The sequence below is a fragment of the Frankia sp. Hr75.2 genome, from assembly GCF_949319125.1.
Taxonomy (GTDB): domain Bacteria; phylum Actinomycetota; class Actinomycetes; order Frankiales; family Frankiaceae; genus Parafrankia; species Parafrankia soli.
In genome coordinates, this window is the sequence record NZ_CASGGV010000277.1 from 41,790 (window position 1) to 61,315 (window position 19,526).

The 19,526-nt window shown below is 71.6% G+C and carries 13 protein-coding genes; 7 read left to right on the forward strand and 6 right to left on the reverse strand.

The annotated features are described in order from the left end of the window. Nucleotides 1-38: 38 nt before the first annotated feature. Nucleotides 39-2,369, reverse strand: a complete 2,331-nt coding sequence (locus AC559T_RS18525) for a hypothetical protein (RefSeq protein ID WP_498869548.1) — start codon at nt 2,367-2,369, stop codon at nt 39-41. Between the two features lie 950 nt (nt 2,370-3,319). Here AC559T_RS18525 and AC559T_RS18530 point away from each other — a divergent pair. Beyond that, a complete protein-coding gene (locus AC559T_RS18530) occupies nt 3,320-4,465 on the forward strand; it encodes a universal stress protein (protein ID WP_498869549.1) in 1,146 nt (381 codons plus the stop codon). Here the strand turns inward: AC559T_RS18530 and AC559T_RS18535 are convergent. The 3 genes from AC559T_RS18535 to AC559T_RS18545 all read right to left on the reverse strand — a co-directional run bounded on the left by AC559T_RS18535 (nt 4,452) and on the right by AC559T_RS18545 (nt 8,755). Beyond that, entirely contained in the window at nt 4,452-6,287 is a 1,836-nt protein-coding gene (locus AC559T_RS18535) for a C2 family cysteine protease (RefSeq protein ID WP_498869550.1), read from the reverse strand. The genes AC559T_RS18530 and AC559T_RS18535 overlap by 14 nt on opposite strands. Before the next feature lie 141 nt (nt 6,288-6,428). Further along, a complete protein-coding gene (locus tag AC559T_RS18540) occupies nt 6,429-7,601 on the reverse strand; it encodes a phosphotransferase family protein (RefSeq protein ID WP_235013775.1) in 1,173 nt (390 codons plus the stop codon). A gap of 74 nt (nt 7,602-7,675) precedes the next feature. After that, nucleotides 7,676-8,755, reverse strand: a complete 1,080-nt coding sequence (locus AC559T_RS18545; RefSeq protein ID WP_498869551.1) for a phosphatase PAP2 family protein — start codon at nt 8,753-8,755, stop codon at nt 7,676-7,678. Between the two features lie 856 nt (nt 8,756-9,611). Between AC559T_RS18545 and AC559T_RS18550 the strand changes: the two genes are divergently transcribed. The 3 genes from AC559T_RS18550 to ahcY all read left to right on the forward strand — a co-directional run bounded on the left by AC559T_RS18550 (nt 9,612) and on the right by ahcY (nt 14,529). Continuing rightward, a complete protein-coding gene (locus tag AC559T_RS18550) occupies nt 9,612-9,818 on the forward strand; it encodes a DUF1918 domain-containing protein (protein ID WP_112105383.1) in 207 nt (68 codons plus the stop codon). A gap of 420 nt (nt 9,819-10,238) precedes the next feature. Beyond that, nucleotides 10,239-12,878 (forward strand): efflux RND transporter permease subunit, encoded by a 2,640-nt coding sequence (locus AC559T_RS18555; RefSeq protein ID WP_498869552.1) that lies wholly within the window; start codon nt 10,239-10,241, stop codon nt 12,876-12,878. 214 nt (nt 12,879-13,092) lie between these two features. Next, nucleotides 13,093-14,529: an adenosylhomocysteinase gene (ahcY, locus tag AC559T_RS18560; RefSeq protein ID WP_071064009.1), complete on the forward strand. Its 1,437-nt coding sequence runs from the start codon at nt 13,093-13,095 to the stop codon at nt 14,527-14,529. Nucleotides 14,530-14,661: 132 nt separating this feature from the next. On the opposite strand, the gene AC559T_RS18565 is transcribed toward ahcY, so the two are convergent. Next, nucleotides 14,662-15,324: a hypothetical protein gene (locus AC559T_RS18565; RefSeq protein ID WP_498869553.1), complete on the reverse strand. Its 663-nt coding sequence runs from the start codon at nt 15,322-15,324 to the stop codon at nt 14,662-14,664. Nucleotides 15,325-15,506: 182 nt separating this feature from the next. Beyond that, a complete protein-coding gene (locus AC559T_RS18570; RefSeq protein ID WP_243657642.1) occupies nt 15,507-16,214 on the reverse strand; it encodes a GNAT family N-acetyltransferase in 708 nt (235 codons plus the stop codon). 275 nt (nt 16,215-16,489) lie between these two features. On the opposite strand from AC559T_RS18570, the gene AC559T_RS18575 reads away from it, so the two are divergent. The 3 genes from AC559T_RS18575 (at nt 16,490) to AC559T_RS18585 (ending at nt 19,519) form a co-directional block, all read left to right on the forward strand. Further along, nucleotides 16,490-17,062: an IS607 family transposase gene (locus tag AC559T_RS18575; RefSeq protein WP_498869554.1), complete on the forward strand. Its 573-nt coding sequence runs from the start codon at nt 16,490-16,492 to the stop codon at nt 17,060-17,062. Next, nucleotides 17,059-18,387: an IS607 family element RNA-guided endonuclease TnpB gene (gene tnpB / locus AC559T_RS18580; protein WP_112105031.1), complete on the forward strand. Its 1,329-nt coding sequence runs from the start codon at nt 17,059-17,061 to the stop codon at nt 18,385-18,387. Before AC559T_RS18575 ends, tnpB begins: the two co-directional genes overlap by 4 nt. Before the next feature lie 328 nt (nt 18,388-18,715). After that, nucleotides 18,716-19,519 (forward strand): peptidoglycan recognition protein family protein, encoded by an 804-nt coding sequence (locus AC559T_RS18585; RefSeq protein WP_112105030.1) that lies wholly within the window; start codon nt 18,716-18,718, stop codon nt 19,517-19,519. The last annotated feature ends 7 nt before the right edge of the window (nt 19,520-19,526 follow it).

The window sequence follows — 19,526 nt, forward strand, 5'->3', positions numbered from 1 at the left end:
CCGGGAACGGAGCGTGACGGACGACCATCGCGCTCTACTCAATCTTCCGTGAGCGGCTCCGCTTCCTGGCTCGTACCGTTCTGCACGCCCGCGGTGCCCGGCGGGGTCTGGGCCGATGAGCCCTCAACAATCGAGTCACCGCCCACCAGGTCACCAGGCTCCGAGTCACCGGCTGCTGAGATACCGGCCGTCTGGAGTCGCTTCGCCTCCTCGTTGCGTTGGGCCTCCTCCGCTCCGGCGGCCGCCGCCGCGGCGATCGCGGCGAGATCCGGCGGGGGTGGCGGGGGCGGCGCGGCAGGCGACTGCTCCACCGGGCCCGCCCGATTCACCTGACTAGCCGATTCAGCCGAACTCGCCTGGTTCGCCACGACGTCCGAGGTCGAGGCCGGACGGGCCGGCGGCGCCGGAGAGTTCGCGGCGGGGGAACGCCCGGGCCGCGCCGAACCCGCCTTCGTCGCGGCGGCGGTGGTGACCGCCGCGACCGGACCGGCCGGTGGCGGTCCGGCGGCCCGCACCGGGGTGGACGTTCTCGCGGACGCCCCCGCCGCGGACGGCCCAGGCGCCGACGGCGGTGCCGGTCGCGGCGGACGCTCCGGGGCGGCCCGCCAGCCCAGGCAGGACTTGCAGCCACACTCGGTCACGCCCAACGGCAGCCGGTCCATCCGCCACCGGATGTTGTCGGCCACATCGTCGCCGTTCACCCAGACACCGTTGGCGACGAAGTTGACCAGGTGGGTGGCCAACTCCACCGGAGCCCAGTCGCCTTCGGAGAGAACCTCGTAGACCCGCCTGTCCAGCTCCGCGAAGTCCTCGACCTGGCGGCGCAGCATCTTCGCGAGGATTTCGATCACCTGGCGGGTTGCCATCCGGATCTCGTCCACGACAGGTGACTCGACCGGTTCCGGCTCGGCTTCCGGCTCGGGTTCCGACTCCGGCTCGGGTTCCGACTCCGGCTCCGGTGCCGCTGCCTGCGGCTGCGGCTGCGATTCAGGCGACGGTGCCTCGGCGGTCGGCGCAGTCGTAGCCGGCGCAGTCGTAGCCGGGGCGGGCGCGGGCGCGGGCGGCTGAGGCTCGGGCATCGTCGGCTGGGACGCGGGCGCGGTCGGCGCAGGGGGCTGAGACACGGGCGCGATCGGCCCGGGCGCCGTCGGCTGAGGCGCGGGCACGGGCGGTGCAGGTGTGATCGGCGGCTCGGCGCTCGTCGCGACCCCGCGGAGGGAGGCCTCCGGCACCCGGGCCGCACCGGCTACCCGCTCGCTCACGGGAACGATCGGCCGCGGCCCGAGTGAACGGCCCGAGGCCGCCGATGCCGAGATGGCCGACGCGGACGCCGACTGCGCGGACGCGGACTGCGCCGTCGCAGAAGGTACAGACGATGAAGGCGCAGACGCCGACTGTGCGGACGAGGCTGACTGTGCCGTCGGAGACTGTGCCGCGCCGACGGCCCCTGTCGAGATGTCGGACACTGCGCGGACCGGGCCGCCCGCTGTTCCGGCAGCGACGTCGGAGCCCATCTGGCCGCCGCCGAACGGCACGTAGCTCGTCTCGCCGACGGCCATCGGGCGCGCCTCGTCCACCTGCTCCGGGCCGGCCGCGGAGGCTGTGTCTCCCACGGTCACCGGCGCCACCGAGGACGCGGCCACGATCACGTCCGTGACCGCCGACGGGGGGAGCGTGCGCGGCTTGCGCCGCACCCGGACAACCCCGCGACCGCCCGCGCTGTACGTCGCGCGCTTGCGGCGGCGGACGAGCGCCGGCCGCTCCAGGGTTCCGGAGGCGAGACACCCGAAGCCCCGGCCGGGCTCCGACGGCCCGCCCGGTGCCGGGGGGGTCGTGAGCATGCGATCGGACGACGTCACCGCGGCGAGGCCGGGGGTGCGGCGGGCCGGCGCGGCGGTCGCGCCAACCAGCTCCGTGTCACGCTGCTCGGCCCGCTCCGTGTCCCGCTGCTCGACGTCCTCGCCGGCAAGCCGGTAGCCGCCCGCACGCGCGACCGCGACGGGCACGCTCAGCAGGTACCGCGCCGGCCGGCCGGCCGCGGGCCGGGTGATCGTCACGAGCCAGCCGTTCGCCCGCAGCAGCGACAGCTGCCGCTGCACGTGGGTACGGCTGAAGTTCGTCTGCTCGCAGAGCAGCGACAGGCCGGGCGAGGTGACGTAGGCACCGCTCGGCGCCGGCCGGTCCGCCGGGGCGCAGTGCGTACAGATCGTGAAGGCGACGAGCTTCATCGCGGGCGTGACGCCCGACTTGACGTTCAGGAGAGCGTCGTGCCAGTCCGCCGTGCTCGCGACCGGGACACCTCGATCGGGAGTACTGACCATCACTAGGGCGCCAGGAATGACTAACTGGGTCATGGTGTCGGAAGCCACGTTCCTCCTTCCCTCAGATGGCGGGCGTCTCCCGGTGCCGGAGGCCGCCGCCCCCGCGGCTCCTCCGCTCGCGACCGACCGGTCACGGGTACGCAGCCGCCGACTGGCGCGTTCGATGGTCTTTGGTATCAGTCGTGGAGGCCGTCCAGTGATGCTGAGATCGCGTTGTTGTGCGGTCTCGTAGTTGTCCGATCGCTTTATCGGGCATTTAGCCAGGAACTCAGGGCGCGCGCTCCCGGGGGCACGGCGCTCACCCCCGGAGCGCGCAGGTTGTCGAATGCACCTTTGTCATCTGAGCCAGGCCGCTCCGGCAGCACCCGGAACCCCGGCGGGGAGACAACGATACGCGGGCCTTCGTCCGCTCACGTACGTTACTCCGCCCCCCGCGGCGACGCGCCGGGGCCGACCACCGCCCACCCACGTCCAGAACACAGCTCCCTCACCGCGTCGTGTGACCGCGAAGTCACCGGGTGCTCCAACCGTCGGCGGTGACCTCGATGCGCGGACGCAGAGCATACAAAGAGCGCACACCGGCCGGGGAGGGAATCGTCCGTGACAGTCCGGAATGATCGGCACCACCCGGTTGGGCCCGCCGGCTCCGAGCCAGACTGCGCACAGCGAGGCCACGCTCCGGCCACGGCGCATGATTCGATCGAATTTTCTCTGCTGCGCCGAGGTCAAAAACCTCTCGCGAATCACAACGTTGAGGATCTTTATTCGCAATCATCGGCACACATCAGAGTCGAGCTCAACCCAAAAAAGCGACAACTGATTGATGTCACAGCGGTGTCCGGCCGCCCGCCACCCCCACCCGGCAACAACGATCTGCTCGCCAGACAGCTCGGGTTCCCGCTTGACGAGCCGGGTAGGTCCGCTCCGACGGCACGTCCCGCCGCCGTCGCCGAGGCGCGACCCGGGACGGACAGATCGCGCCGAGCAGGAGGACAACGATGACCGACGGCGCCCCGACCGGCACGCAGGCGGACCAGACCCCGGAACGAACCGGCGCGCCGGCGACCGAGCGGCACAGCGGACCTACGGTGGGCACAGCAGCCGACATCGTGGTCGGGATCGACGGATCCCTCGGCTCCGCGGCGGCGTTGACCTGGGCGGTCGCCGAGGCCGGCCGGCGCGGCCTGCGGGTGCGCGCCGTCCTCGGGTCCTGCGCCGACGAGCAGCCCACCGCCGTACGCAGGTCCGCCGACGCGATCGCCGGGCCGCACGACGAGGCCACCTTGGCCTTCGCGGCCAGCCACCTCCTTCATGAGACGATCAGTGCTGCCCCCATCCCCGCGGGACTCGAGGTCCTCGAGGAGGTGGTGGACGCTCCTGGCGCCGAGGCCCTGCTCACCGCCGGCCGGGACGCCGCCATGATCGTCGTCGGAGCGCGCGGGCGCGGGCTCCTGCACCGCCTGCGGCTCGGATCGGTGAGTACGTCCGTGGCCGTCCATTCCCCCGTGCCAGTGGTCGTCGCGCGACTCCCCCGTTCGGGGGATGCCGGCGAGCCCGATGCGGACGGCCTCGCCGGTGCCGGGCCGGTCGCCGACGGGCGGCTGAGCCCCACGAGCGCACCGGGGCAGGGCCCGCCGCACCGGCGGCCGGTGGTCGTCGGGGTCGACGGCTCACCCAACTCGCTGGCCGCGCTGCGGTGGGCCGCGGTCACGGCGGCACTGCGTGGGGCACCGCTGCATGTCATCCACAGTTGGCTCGCCGCGGTCCCCCTCCCGCTCGCCGAGACGTCCGGGGAGATCGTGCAGGCGCTCGAAGGCCAGGCGCGGGCCGTGCTGGACGAGTCCATCGAACAGGTCCTCGGCCCGATCCCCGGCGGCGAGCCAGGGAAGCCCGCCGAGCCGGGCGGTACGGAGCCCGCCGTGCTCCGGCTCGCCGCTCCGGCGCCCGGCTCCGGGGAGATCGACGTCTGCCGTCAGCTGGTACCCGCCTCTGCCACCCGGGCCCTCCTCGAGGCCAGCCACGACGCCGACCTGTTGGTCGTCGGAGCCCGGGGCAGGGGCGGATTCACCGAGCTCCTCCTGGGCTCGGTCAGCCACCAGACGATGCTGCACTCCGCCGCCCCCGTAGCGATCATCCGGGCCTGACGCCTGACGCCCGGAGAAGGCCGCTCAACGAGGCGGCGGACCGCGGTCGGTCGAAGCCCACTGGACGCCCGCCAGCGCCGGCTTCAGGCCGTCCCAGTCGCGCCAGTCCAGCCGGTTGTCGGTGCCGGTCTGATCCCACGGGTTGCGGAGGAGGACCTGCCTCGTCCGCGCGTCCGCCTTCAGTACCGCGTAGGCGTGGTTGGGCACCAGCCCGCAACCCGGCGGCGGGTCCGAACGCGTCACGACGGTCACCACCCCACCGGCTGCCAGCCTGGCGGCGAGCTCGTCGACACCCACGGCGGACGGCGGGCGGCGGGCGGCGGGCGGCGGTTGTGCCGGTCAGGTACTCCATCGCGGTGGCGGGGTCACCGCCCTCGAGACGCGCGTAACTGCCGGCCGTCCGCGCACAGGCCTTCTCGTAGAGCGCGGCCCAGAGCTCCGGCTCGCCCGCGGCGTTGTCCGCGTCCGCGGCGATCTCCTGCCCGGCCTCCGCCCGGGCAGGCAGGCTTCTGGTGACCGTGACCGGGACCGCGCCGGTAGGAAGGTGGACGGTGACGCTGACCGTCCCGTTCGGGTTCTCCCGCAGATTGCGGCGCAGCAGCCCCGGATCGGCCTGCGCGATACCGATGAGCGCGGCCAGGAGGTAGCAGTCCCCCACCGCGCCCTGGCCGACGTCCGACGGGGTGACACCGCTCGCCCAGACCGGATCGCGACCGTGGTCGCGCATCGTCAGGTCGCCGGTGGACGGCGGATGCCCCGCGGTGTATGCCCACGGCCGGTACCGCCCGCCCATGGACGGTTCGAGGCCGGGGAACAGCCGCGCGATCTCGGCCACCATCGACGCCGGCGCCCCGCGCAGGAGCAGGTCACCAAGGGAGAGGACGGCCGGCAGGAGGCCCAGCGTGCGCAGCTCCACCCGGGTCGGCGCGATACGGACCGCGGCGGCGAGCACCTCCAGCGGGCGCCCCCGCAGCCCGCCGATGACCGCCCGCAGCTCGGCCGGGCCGAGCCGGCCCAGCCGGGTGGACAGCTCGCTCAGCTCACGCGGATCGAGGCGGAACGGGTCCGCGCCGATCGACGCGGTCAGCTCGGCCACGGTGCGCGCTGTGTCCGCGCCCGCCGACCGCGGTTCGGTGAGCCGGGCGGCGTGCTGCATCTCGGGACCCGGCGCCCGCTCCACGGCCGGAGCGGATGTCGCAAACCCGCCGGACCCGCCGGACCCGGCAGACGCGCCAGACGCGGCGTAGGCCAGTCTGCCGTCGATGGCGCCGGCCATGTCGGGTGCCTCGGCCGCCACCCGGTCTAGGCCCCGACAGCACCCCTCCGCCGCCAGGGCACCACCCATGTCACCGGGCAGGGCGTGCGCCACGCGCCTGACCTCGGCCGCGAGCCGGGCCGCGTCGTCCGCGGCACGCCGGAGCCGGCGGGCCAGCTCCGCGAGCCGCTCCGGAGAGAAGGCAACGCCCACGACGGCCGGATGAGAGACGGGCGAGCGCGGGGCGCTCACCGCCGCCGGCCCGAGCGTCACGGCCCCCCAGGCGCCCCGAGCCGCAAGGAACTCCAGACGCACCGCCTGCTCCCGCGCCGCACGGGCGCCGGCCGCGAGCGCGGACGTCCACTCGTCGATGCGGCCATGGCAGCGGCGCTGCCAGGGTGACCGCCAGGTCTCGTCGTCATCCAGGACGATCACCGGCGCAAGCAACGACGAGCTCTCCACCGCGACCCGGCGCAGCAGCACCGCCGCCGCGGCGGCGACCGGAGCCCCTTCGGCCCACTGCCCTTCGATCCACTGCCCTTCGATCCGCTGCCCCTTGATCGACAATAGTCACACTCCGACCACATCCGTGACACGAAACGTGATGATCAACGGTATCCGCGTTCCACCCGCGGTGGACCAGCGCGTCGGTAGAGGACAACAGACAGTTCCGTCAGTCAGAGCAGCGGCCGCAGGTCGAGGGCGGCGCTAGAGGCCGGCCGCCGCCATCACGCGCAGGCACCGCTTCTCGAGGTGTGTGACGACCTGCCAGTACTCGCGGAACGCTGGGTTGGTCGTCTGGCCGTGGTGGTAGCGGAAGTAGATCTGCTGCGCGATGACAGCCAGCCGGAACAGCCCGAACACCTGGTAGAAGGGCCATCTGCCGACGTCCAGCCCGCGCCGTGCCGCGTAGTACTCGACGATCTCCGCCCGGGTGGGCATGCCCGGGCTGTGGGTCGGCTGGCGCCGGGTGAGCCGGAAGAGGTCGTCGTCGTCAGCCTGCACCCAGTACGCGAGGGCACCCCCGAGGTCCATCAGCGGATCGCCGAGGGTGGCCATCTCCCAGTCGAGGACGCCACTGATTCGGGGGAGGCCGTCGTCGTCGATACGGGCCACGTCGAAGACCACGTTGTCGATGCGGAAGTCGTTGTGGATGACGCACGTCGCGACGTCCTCGGGGGCGTACTCCATGAGCCAGCGCACGACGACCTCGAAGGAGGGCACGTTCGGCGTGCGGGCCTCCCGGTAGCGCCGGGCCCAGCCGGTCAGCTGCCGATCGACATACCCGGCACCGCGTCCCAGGTCGGACAGCCCGTGGGCGACCGGGTCGATGTCATGCAGGGCGACCAGGAGATCCACGACGTGGAAGGCGAGACGGCGCGTCCGCTCCGGGTCGAAGGTGAGTGAGCGCGGGAACTCCGAGCGCGGGATGACGCCGGGCACCCGCTCCATGATGTAGAACTCCGAGCCGATCACCGTGGGGTCGTCGCAGAAGGCGACCATCCGCGGGACGTACCGGAACGCCGGGCGCAGCCGGGCCTGCACCCGGTACTCCCGTGCCATGTCGTGTGCGCCGGACGCCTTCCGCCCGTGCGGCGGCCGCCGCAGGACGAGGTCGCGGTCCTCGTAGCGCAGGAGGTAGGTCAGATTGGACGCGCCGCCGGAGAACTGCCGGACCTGCGGGCGGCCCGGCGGCGGGATGGAACGGGCGACGGGCGGGCGCTCGGTCAGCACCCCCGCGCCGGTCGCGACCCCCATCTCGGCCGCGCCGACCGCGGCCCGCTCCTGCAGCCGGCGCCGAAGCCAGCCGTCCACCGCGGGTACGTCGAACGCGTCCTCGTCGCGCACCGGGCGTGACCCCGCGAGATCATCCACCGCCATCCGCCGAGCCTAGTGCCGGGAACGGCTGTCCGACCGAGGCATCGGCAGGAGTGACCGCGGACGATCGGCGGCGGTCAGCCGCTCTCGCCGTCGGCGGATTCCACCGCGGCGACGTCGGCCCGCGCCGCCGTGGGCGGACGGTCCTCCGGCTCGGTGCCGCCCGATGGGAGCGGGCCCGGTGGGAACGGACGCTGTGCGGGCAGGTCAGCGCGGGGAGGCCCGCCGCGCGCGGCGGGAAGCACCGCCGTGAGGACCACGGAGGAGGGCACACCCACCGGGTGGTCCGTACCCGTCCCGTGGTCTGTTCCAGTCCGCGGATCCGTATCAGTCGTGTTCCCGACACCCGTGCCGACACCCACGCCACCGAGGGCTCCGGACGGCGAGCCGGCAAGCGACGCGGTGGCCTCACCCGCCCGTCCCCACAGCCGCTGGCCGGCGGCGATGGTCCACAGTCGCATCCGGGCGTGCGCCTCGAGCCGGGTCAGCTGAACCGCCGTGGCCACCAGGCTGCCGCCGATCACGCCGTCCAGCCAGTAGTGGTTCGCGGTGATCACGACGACGACGGTTGTGATCACCGGGTGCGCGATGATGAGCCACCGCGCGCGTGAGCGCAGGATGCTCACCACTCCCCAGGCGACCAGGATCGACCAGCCGACGTGCAGGCTCGGCATGGCCGCGTACTGGTTGGCCACCGCGTCACCGGCGGTGTACGGGGACGGCCCGAAGACCGCGCCGGTGTCGACGAGGGTGACGTGCGGCAGTTCCTGCGGCAGGAACCGGGGCGGCGCCAGCGGGTACAGAATGTGGATCATGAGCGCGGCGCCGGTCGACACGAGGATCACCGTGCGCACCCGGGGCCAGTAGTCCCGGTGGCGGATCATCACCCACAGCAGGAACGCGATCGACGCCGGGAAGTGGACCCCGACGTAGAAGCGGTTCGCCAGCTCCAGCAGCTCCGTGGAGTGCAGCGCGAGCTGCTGGACCGCGGACTCGTTGGGCAGGTCGAGCAGGCGTTCCAGGCTCCAGACGTCCCGCGCGTTGGCCAGCGCCTCGGGCTCCCGGCCGACGGCCATCTGCCGCCCCATGCGATAGATCATGTAGAGCGCGGCGAGCAGCAGCACCTGGCCGGCGAAGAAGAGCGTCGTGGCCGCCACGCGACCGGTGCGGGTCGCCCGCCACCCGGCGCTCCCCGAGCCGACCGTGACAGAACCGGTCGCGGACCCGGCCCGCCCGTGCGAAGGAAACGGAATGCTCACCATGAGCCGCCCCGGTGCATCTCACGCCCTCCCGCCGACATGCCCCGTTAACCTCACGTTCTTACCGGCCGATCGGTAAGTAGAGCAAGCTCCTGGGAAGTGTGACCCCGCACTCATCCCCCGGAGACGGCCACGCACTGACCCTCAGTCGCCACGCTCGCTGCGGTCCGCCATCAGCCCGGCACGCATGCGACACGCCGGTCGCCACGACGGGTGACAGTGAGATAAACCAACGGCGAACAACCCTCGGCTATTTCCACCACATCGGGCACTTTCACCCACCGTCGTGTCAGATGCCCGACACCTGTCAGCCACACTTGTGCCCGGCTTGGGCACCGGCATGCCAACAACATGCGGATTCGGCGGTCCGTGGGCGAAGTGTCCGGACTGGACCCACCGTGCACGTCAGGGCGAGACATGGCGCACACCGGGACGTCGGAGCCGACGACTATAGCCGAAATCACATAGTCAGCTCACGGCCGAGGCCGCCGCGGCCGCCGCGGCACCACCCGACGTCCCGCCCCCCCGCGCAAAATTGATGAAACGGACCTTCGCGGCGTTCCTCCCCCTCCAAGCTGCCCGTGGCCGCGAACCGTGTTACTCCGGAACTACCGCTCCACCGGGGCGGCGCCGGCGCTCGCACCCCGGGCCGGCCGCGCCGGAGGAGCCCGCCGGACAGCCGTGGCGGGCGCGCAGCGATGCGCGTCGCCTCGGTCGGCGGCGTTGCGCACCAATGGCCGAAGGGAGACACATCATGTACGCATCCGTCGGGGACCGCTTCGTCGTCCACGGCCGGACGGTCGGGTGCCCTGAGCGCCATGGGGTGATCATCGAAGTCCGCGGCGTCGCCGGTGGCCCTCCGTACCTGGTCCGCTGGGATGACGGCCATGAGGGCCTGTTCTTCCCGGGTGCCGATTCCACGATCGAGCTGCGGCCGGCGCGGGAGCACGCGAGGGCCTGACAACACCTGATCTGACAGCACCTGACAGCAACCGAAGGCGCCCGTCGCCCGGTCCGCCGGGCGTCCGGGCACCTCGCCCGGATGTGACGGACGCTCCGCACATTTCCTGAGCGCCCACACACGCTCGTCCGGACACCCGTTTTTCCGGAGATCGATAGACCGCACGTGCAGTGCCGATCCGAACCCGGCGCACCCGCTCGTACCGGCGGGACTCCTCCTACCAGGGTCAAAGTCCCGCTACCAGCATCGACTGGTCGGTGGTGAGCGGAACCGTCCGAGGCCGTATGCCGGCCTCGGGATGATTTTCTCCCGCGCAAGGGGTCGGCATGCGGATGTGACGTGCGCTATACACCTTGGAAACCGTTCACGGACGGACCTCACAGGCCCCCCGCGAACATCTTCGATCCCCGGAGCAGCCTGATGCCAAGCTCGCCAGCGCCGTCCGACCCGTCCGCCCCATCTGGTGGGTCGGCGCGATTCTGGTCGGGCCTCGGACGCACGGTCGGCCGCCGGACGGGCGTGGTGGCCGCGGTGACCTTGATCATCACCGCGGTGCTCGGTCTCGGCCTGACCAAGCTGGAGTTCACCACCGGCCAGGACAACTATCTCAATTCCGACTCGCAGGTCGCCAAGGACAACGTCGCCTACCAGAACCTCTTCGGCGGCCAGGCGATGATCGTCCTGTTCACCACGAAGCCTGGCGCGGATCTCGTCGACCTCTTCACCACCGGCAATGTCAAGAAGTTCCGCGATCTCTCCGCGCGACTGGAGAAGGACCCGCGCATCGAGAGCGTGATCACCCCGCTCACCGCGCTGCAGTTCACCGCGAACCTGGTCACCAGCCCGGACGGGAATCCGATCAGCAGCCCGGCGGGGCAGATCCTGCTCGATGCCCAGAGCCGCGATCCGAATCCGGACTCCGCAAAGCGGCGGCTTGCCGACTCGCTGCGCACCCTGGAACGAATCAACGCGATACCCGCGGATCGGCGTGAGTTCGACGATCCCGACTGGGCGGACTTCCTGCTGCACGACAACACCGGTGCCGTCCGCAAGTCGCTCGAGTCGTTCTTCCCGACCGACCGGACGGCGCAGATGATCGTCCGGTTGAAGGGGAACGCGTCCATCAAGGAAGAGGGCCACGGAGCGTCCGCCACCGAGGCCGCGATGCAGGACCTGACCTTCGACAACGCCGACGTCATGACGACCGGCGCCGCCGTGCTGCTCCGTGACATCAACGACTACCTGCGCGGCGGCTTCCTCACGCTCGGAGCCATCTCGCTGGTCATCATGGCCGGGCTGCTGCTGGTCGCCTTCGCCGTGCGCTGGCGGCTGCTGCCGCTCGGGGTGGTGGCGGTCGGCCTCGTCTGGGCGTTCGGGCTCGCGGGCTATCTGGGCGTGCCGCTGTCCGTCGTGACCATCGCCGGCATGCCCGTCCTGCTCGGGGTCGGCATCGACTTCGCGGTCCAGCTGCACAGCAGGGTCGAGGAGGAGGCACAGCTCGACCGGGCCCGCGATCCCGTCGCCGAGGCGCTGGCCCGGCTGATGCCGGCCCTGGCGGTGGCCACCGTCGCCGGAATCGTCGCGTTCCTCGCGCTGGAGTTCAGCAAGGTGCCGATGATCCGCGACTTCGGCGTCCTGCTCGCGATCGGCCTGCCGGTCATCGTCGTCGCGACCGTGCTGCTGAGCGCCGCCTCGCTCGGGTTCCGGGAGCGCCGCTCCCCCACCGCGCCGAAGGACTACTCACGAGGCCCGCTCGGACGCGCGGTGGTCGCACTCGGCTCGCTACCTCGAGTGACCGCCATCCCACTCGTCGTGCTCGCGGCCGCGATCTTCACCGGTGGGCTGGTCGTCGAGGGCGACCTGAAGGTCCAGACCGACCCGGAGAAGTGGGTGAGCCAGGACTCCCAGGTCGTGCACGACATCCAGGACCTCAAGGCGCAGACGGGGTCCAGCAGCGAGCTGGGCGTCTACATCCAGTCCGGTGACGTCTTCGACGACAGGACGGTGAAGTTCGTCCACGACTTCACCTACCAGCAGCTCAAGGAGCACCCCCAGAAACTGCTGACGGCGTCCAGCCTGGTGACGACGATCAGCTTTCTCATGGAGGTGCCCGACACCACGCTCCTCGCCCCGACCGGCGCGGACATCGAGCGGGCCTACCGGGTCACGCCGGAAGCGATCCAGAAGAGCACGGTCAACCTGGACGGCAAGGCACTCAACCTGATCTTCCGGACCGGGCCGGGCGCGCTGGAGGAACGCGCGGTCGTCGTCGACGACATCCGGGCGACGGTCAGCCCGCCCGAGGGGATCCGCGCGACGCCGTCCGGCCTGGCCGTCGTCGGCACCGGCCTGCTGGAGAACTTCGAGAAGAACCGCGTCGAGCTGACGTACTTCGCGCTCATCGGCGTGTTCCTGATCCTGCTGCTGTGGCACCGGAACATCGTCCGCGCGGTGGTGTCGGTGATACCCGTGCTGATCGCGGTGGGGCTCACCGCGATCGTCTCCTGGCTCGCCGGCTTCGACCTCAGCCCGCTGACGGCGGTCGGCGGGCCACTCGTGATCGCGCTGTGCACGGAGTTCACGACACTGATCGTCATGCGGCACATCGAGGAGCGCCGCCGCGGGCGCGACCCGCTGGCCGCCATCGAGGAGGCGGCGGCCCGCACCGGGCGTGCCTTCATGGTGTCCGCGCTCGCCGCGGTGATCGGGATCGTGGTCCTGGCGTTCAGCTCGTTGCCGCTACTGCGCGACTTCGGCCTGGTGGTGGCCCTGAACGTGGGCGTCGCCCTGCTCTCCGCGCTCGTCGTGCTGCCGCCGCTGCTGCTGTGGGCGGACGAGCGCGGCTGGGTCTACCGCGGCCCGCGGCTCGCGGCCGGCGCGATCCCGCTGCCCACCCCGGCCCCCGCCGGCGCCGGGGTGGGTGGGCCGCCCGGGCCGGACGGCAGCTCGGCACCGCCCGCCGGCAGCTCGGCACCGCCCGCCAGCAGCTCGGCACCGCCCGCCAGCAGCTCTACCCCGCCCGCCGCAGGGGGCTCGGCCGGGCCCACCCCCGAGAGCTGACGGCGCGGTCGGCTCCGCCCTTACCGGGCGGGCCGACGGACCCGGTCCGGTGTGACGCGGCCGGACCGGGTCTTCGTCGTTCGGCACCCCTGTGGCACGCTCGACTGACTCGCGCTGTCGCGGCGGACGGCTGTCCGCCATGCCGGCAGCCCGGAAGCGGAACGTGACACCGCCGTACAGGCTCGGCAGCCACCGAGCGCAATGAGGAGAGGGCATGACTTTCGACTTCAAGGTCGCGGATCTCGCGCTGGCCGAGTTCGGCCGCAAGGAGATCCGGCTTGCCGAGCACGAGATGCCCGGGCTGATGGCCACCCGCGCCGAGTACGCGGCCAGCCAGCCACTCAAGGGCGCCCGGATCATGGGCTCCCTGCACATGACGATCCAGACCGCGGTCCTGATCGAGACGCTCGCCGCCCTCGGCGCGGACGTCCGGTGGGTGTCCTGCAACATCTTCTCCACGCAGGACCACGCCGCGGCCGCGGTGGTCGTCGGGCCGAACGGCTCCAAGGACGACCCGAAGGGCGTGCCGGTCTTCGCCTGGAAGGGCGAGACCCTCGATGAGTACTGGTGGTGCACCGACCAGGCGCTGTCCTGGCCGGACGGCGGCGCGCCGAACATGATCCTCGACGACGGCGGTGACGCCACCCTGCTCGTCCACAAGGGCGCCGAGTTCGAGAAGGCCGGCGCCGTCCCGGCGACCGACGCCTCGGACTCCGAGGAGTACGCGATCATCCTGGAGACGCTGCGCCGCACGATCTCCGAGAAGCCCGGCCGGTGGACGACGACCGCGACGTCGGTCAAGGGTGTCACCGAGGAGACCACCACCGGCGTGCACCGGCTGTACGAGATGGCGAAGGCCGGCACGCTCGCCTTCCCCGCCATCAACGTGAACGACTCGGTCACCAAGTCGAAGTTCGACAACAAGTACGGCTGCCGCCACTCCGTCATCGACGGGCTGAACCGGGCGACCGACGTGCTCATCGGCGGCAAGGTCGCGGTCGTCGCCGGCTACGGCGATGTCGGCAAGGGCTGCGCGGACGCGCTGCGCGGCCAGGGCGCCCGCGTCATCGTCACCGAGATCGACCCGATCTGCGCGCTGCAGGCCGCTATGGACGGCTTCCAGGTCGCCACGCTCGAGGACGTCGTCTCGACCGCCGACATCTTCGTGACGACCACCGGCAACTACGACATCATCACGGCCGCGCACATGGCCGCGATGAAGCACCAGGCGATCGTGTCGAACATCGGGCACTTCGACAACGAGATCGACATGGCCGGCCTCACGAAGACTCCCGGCATCGAGAAGATCAACATCAAGCCGCAGGTCGACGAGTGGGTGTTCCCGGACGGGCACTCGATCATCGTGCTGGCCGAGGGCCGGCTGATGAACCTCGGCTGCGCCACCGGCCACCCGAGCTTCGTGATGTCGAACAGCTTCACCAACCAGGTGATCGCCCAGATCGAGCTGTTCACCAAGACCGAGCAGTACCCGGTCGGCGTCTACACGCTGCCCAAGCACCTGGACGAGAAGGTCGCCCGGCTGCACCTGGACGCCCTGGGCGTCAAGCTCACGACGCTGACGAAGCAGCAGGCCGACTACATCGGCGTGCCTGTGGAGGGCCCGTACAAGCCGGACCACTACCGCTACTGAGCACAGGCGCTCGCCTCGCCGAGCCGCCGTGAACACGAGGGCCGTCCCGATCGATCGGGACGGCCCTCGTCGTCACCGGGCCCCGGCCTCCGTGCACCGCCCGGAGAGTTCGCGGCCCGCGGTGCGGGGAGCTCAGGCGGCCGGGACGCCGGGATCGGTCTGGGACCAGCACACGGTGGTCCAGACGACCGTGCCGGCGCCGTCCGAATCCGGCGCGGTGCCGCTGTCGGTGAACGCGCCGACCTCGGTCGCGCCGCCCTCGGTCGCGGGGCTGGTGGTCGCGGGGCTGGTGGTCCCGGGGCTGGTGCTCCCGGGGCTGCCCGCGACCACGGACTGGGCGCCGGCCGGTGCCGACTCGGGATCCAGCGACGGGAGCGAGTACCAGCCGGCGGGCAGCAGCGCCCCGGAGTCCGCCACGACGTGCGTCTCGAAATCGGCCGGGATCACGTCAGGGACCACCAGCTCGGAGGCACCGGACGGGCAGGTCAGGCCGGGTGTGTGGGTGACCTCGGCGGATGGCTGGTCCGTGCCCGACTCCGTGCGGCACAGCACCGCGGACCGGGGCGGCCAGAAGGACGCGGTGTGCGCGTAGTAGCCGCCCTCGAGCCGGACCGGCGGGCCGGGATCAGGTTCGTCGCCGGTGGCGGCGACCTCGAACTCCTGCCCGCCCGGGCACTCGGCCCCCGGGGTGCCACCTGCTCGGGCCGCCGTCTGGCCGGTGAACGCGAACGTGCCGGCGATCAGAACGGCCACGAGCCCCGCCCGGCCCACTGAGAACGATCGTGCGACGGTCATGGTGACACCCTCCCTCTACGGACGATCAGACAAACACGCCGGATGAACATCGGCGCCGAGTTCGTAGGCAACACACGGCCTGTCAGCTTGGCGACAGGGCACAGCCGGACCACCAGAGCCGCGGCGCGGCGACGCCCACCGCGCCGGCACCGGCGCACCAGCCGCGGCACGGCACCCCCGGCTCATGGCGCGACCGAGGCACGGCGGTACTCCAGTTCAGGTGCTCCCGCACGCTCCCGCGCCCCACGCTCCCGGCCCGTACGCGCGTAGCCGAGACGCGCGACGACGCGGAGCGCGTCCGGGGAGGCGCCGCGGATCCACAGCTCGCCGACCCCGGCGTGCCGTGGATCCCGACCCGGATCGAGGCGCGGCCCGGGTTCGAGGTCGCGGCGCAGCCAGATGTGGTCGATGCCCGCCTCGCTGTCGCGCACCGGCCCGAAACGGGCGGGCCGCGGCCGGTAGCCGGCCCGCCGGTAGAACTCCTCGGCCCTTTGCTGCGCGTGCAGTTCGATCGCGGTCAGCCCCCGCTCGGCCGCCAGTTGCTCGAGGGCCTCGGTGACGAACTGCCCGAGGCCCCGCCCGCGGTACGGGCGCCGGACGGCGACCCGCCCGACCACGCCGAACCTCCCGCGCCCGGCAGCCGGCTCCTGGGCACCCGCCGGGGTGATCAACCGTGCCGTCGCGAGCACCACGCCGTCCGCGCCGAGCAGGACGGCGTGGTCGGCGCTCGCGTCCAGGACGTCGCGCTCCAGCTCCTCGGGCACGCCCTGCTCCTCGATGAAGACCTCGTGGCGCAGACCGAACACCGCCGCCGGCGGGACACCCGCGACGAGCACGAAGGTCGGACCGCCCCCGGGGGCGCCGGCGACGGCCAGCGAGGGGGGCGTCACGGAAGGAACCGGGCAAACGGTGGCGGAGGGTGCACGGTTTGCCAGTGTAGGCAGTCAATCTAGCTCGGCAATCCGCGCACTTATTGATCAAATCAAACCATGAAAGCAAACCAAATCATCAACACACAGACAATCTGCCTCGCACCGTCGAAGAACGCACCCAGTCGAAGCCGGCCCGCTCGGCCGACCCAGATGTGCGGGGTTCCCAGTACAAGGGGGTGTAACTGTTACGTTGATAATGGTCTTTATTGATCATTGCGTGCCATGATGGTCGTGTGAACCTCAAGGAGTGGGCCGAGTCGCAGGGCATCGCCTCTGTGACGGCTCGCCGCTGGTTCAACGCCGGGAAGCTACCCGTCCCGGCCCGCAAGGTCGGCGGGCTGATCATCGTCGGGGATGTCGACCGGACCCCCTCCCCCGGTGAGACCGTGGTGTACGCCCGTGTCTCGTCCGCGGACCAGAAACCCGGCCTTGACCGGCAGGTCGCCCAGGTCACCACGTGGGCCACGGGCGAGGGCCTGCCGGTCGACCGGGTGGTGACCGAGGTCGGCTCGGGGCTGAACGGTCACCGGCGGAAGTTTCTTGACCTGCTCCGCCACCTGAGGGCCGTCACGATCATCGTCGAGCGTCGTGACCGGTTCGCCGGCGTCGGTGCCGAGTACGTCGAAGCGGCCTTTGCCGTGTCCGGCCGGCGGCTGCTGGTCATCGATCCCGCGAAGGTCGATGACGGCTGTGTCCGGGATATCACCGGGATCGTGACGTCGGTGTGCGCCCGGTTGTACGGCCGCCGCACCGCTGGGAACAGAGCGCGGCGGGCTGTCGAAGCCGCCGCTGGGGCCGCCGGGTGAGGACAGTGCAGGCTTACCGGTTCGCTCTGGACCCGAACGAGGTGCAGCGGGCCGCGCTTACCCGGCATGCCGGGGCGGCCCGGTTCGCCTACAACTGGGGCTTGTCGCGGGTGAAGGCCGCGCTGGCGCAGCGGGAGGCGGAGAAGTCCTACGGTGTGCCCGGGGATCTGCTGACCCCGGTGCCGTGGACGTTGCCCGCGTTGCGGTTGGAGTGGAACAAGGCCAAGGCGGGGGTCGCTCCGTGGTGGGCGGAGTGCTCGAAGGAGGCGTACAGCGCCGGACTCGATCAGCTCGCCCGGGGGTTGAAGAACTTCACCGCGTCCCGGCACGGGAGGCGGAAGGGCCGCCGGGTCGGTTTCCCCCGGTTCAAGAAGCGCGGGAAGGCCCGCGATTCGTTCCGCTACACCACCGGCTCCTACGGCCCGGACGGCGACCGGCATGTGAAGCTGCCCCGGATCGGCCGGGTGAAGGCCTGCGAGGCGATGGGCGCGCTGACCGGTCGGCTCGCCGGCGGCAGGGCCCGGCTGTTGGGCGCGACCGTGGCCAGGACCGCCAGCCGGTGGTTCGTGTCGTTCACCGTCGAGGTCGACCGGGAGGTTCCCACCGGCCCGTCGCGGTCGCAGCGCACGGCCGGGCCGGTCGGTGTCGATGTGGGCGTGAAGCATCTCGCTGTGCTTTCCACCGGGGAGATGATCGCGAACCCGAGGTATCTGGCCGGGTCATTGCGCCGGCTGCGGAGCGCTTCGCGGGCCTACGCCCGGTCCACCCCCGGATCGGCCGGACGGCGCAAGCGCGCGGCCCGGCTCGCCCGCATCCACGCCCGGGTCGCCCACCAGCGCCGTAACGGGTTGCACACGCTCACCACCCGGCTCGCGAAAACCCACGACACGATCGTCGTGGAAGATCTCCACGTTGCGGGGATGGTACGTAACCGGCGGCTGGCTCGTGCGGTCTCCGACACGGGGATGGCGCAGATCCGCCGCCAGCTCACCTACAAGACCGGCTGGTACGGATCGAGACTCATCGTTGCGGACCGCTGGTATCCGAGTTCGAAGACCTGTTCCGGCTGTGGCTGGCGAAACCCAAGCCTGACGCTGTCGGACCGCACCTTCCGCTGCCAGCCCTGCGGGCTGGTCCTCGACCGTGACGTGAACGCCGCGGTCAACCTGCGTAACCTCGTCGCCGCCAGTGCGTCGGAGACGGAAAACACCCGCGGAGCCGACCGTAAGACCCACTCCGGTGGGCGGGTGGCTGGGAAACGGGAACCCGGCACGGCCTCGGCCGGTCAGACCGGGAGCGCCGCCCCGCAAGGGACGGCAGGCTGACCGGTGAACGCCAAAACACACCGGAACGCAACAGTAGGAATCCCTCTTGTAACGCATCCTCAGGCGATCACACGCGAAACACCGAAGGCATGTCCTGGGACCGACCACCAGGACGGCGGGCGCGGGCCGCGGCGGCCACCCCGACACCACACAGACACGAAGAGGAACACGTGACTCGTCCAGACCGACGGCAACCGGTACGTCGAGCGCAGGCAGGGACCCGAACACTGGCAGGGGCCCAGGCGCCGGCAGGGGCCCGAATGCCGGCGGGGACCCGACCGCAGACGGAGACCGGGTACGCGGCGATCACGAACGGCCGGGACTGACCGTGGCCGCCACCCTCTACCCACCGGCCCGCAACCGCCCGGTCCGCAACACGTCCGGGACGATGGTGGAGCCGACCCGCGGGCTGATCCCCCACGTCCAGGTCGGCACCGGTTCGCTCTTCGGCTGGTTCGACAGTCCGGCCAGCCAGGTCAGCGCCCACCTGTGGCTGTCGAAGGCGGGCGAGTTCGAGCAGTACGTCCCGTTCGACCGCCGGGCCTGGGCGCAGGCCGCGGGCAACCCGTTCTGGATCAGCGTCGAGTGCGAGGGGTACGACTCCGAGGACTACACGGCGATCCAGGTACAGCGCCTCGGCGAGCTCTTCGCCTGGGGGATGCGTGAGTTCGGCTGGCGCCCCGAGATCACGGACTCACCCAACGGCTACGGGCTCGGCACGCACCGCATGGGCGGCGCGGCGTGGGGTGGTCACTCGTGCCCGGGGAACGTCCGCGCGAACCGCCGGGGCGACATCCTCGCGGCCGCGCTGGGGGCGTCCCCCGGGGGCTCGCTCGCGGACCCGCGGCAGCGGTACGCGGGGATGCCGACCTTGCGGGAGGGGATGAGCGGACCGGAGGTCGTCACCCTGCAGAACGCACTGAACATCATTTTCGGCCACGAGGCGCCGACGGGTGACCCCTACCGCCTGGCGCCCGACGGGGCCTACGGCGCGCGCACCACCGCCCGGGTTGCCTCGCTTCAGCGGTACGCGACGCCGTGGTTCGGCCGCATACCCGAGGACGGGGTCTGCGGCCCGAACACCTGGCGCAAGATCGGCTATGTCCTCACCGGGATGAACCGCCAAGTGTGAGTCGGCC

What these genes read in the sequence shown, in the direction of transcription:
- AC559T_RS18555 (WP_498869552.1), top strand. Translation starts at nt 10,239, where the DNA reads ATGCCAAGCTCGCCAGCGCCGTCCGACCCGTCCGCCCCATCTGGTGGG.
- AC559T_RS18540 (WP_235013775.1), bottom strand. Translation starts at nt 7,601, where the DNA reads ATGGCGGTGGATGATCTCGCGGGGTCACGCCCGGTGCGCGACGAGGAC.
- AC559T_RS18530 (WP_498869549.1), top strand. Translation starts at nt 3,320, where the DNA reads ATGACCGACGGCGCCCCGACCGGCACGCAGGCGGACCAGACCCCGGAA.
- ahcY (WP_071064009.1), top strand. Translation starts at nt 13,093, where the DNA reads ATGACTTTCGACTTCAAGGTCGCGGATCTCGCGCTGGCCGAGTTCGGC.
- AC559T_RS18565 (WP_498869553.1), bottom strand. Translation starts at nt 15,324, where the DNA reads ATGACCGTCGCACGATCGTTCTCAGTGGGCCGGGCGGGGCTCGTGGCC.
- AC559T_RS18550 (WP_112105383.1), top strand. Translation starts at nt 9,612, where the DNA reads ATGTACGCATCCGTCGGGGACCGCTTCGTCGTCCACGGCCGGACGGTC.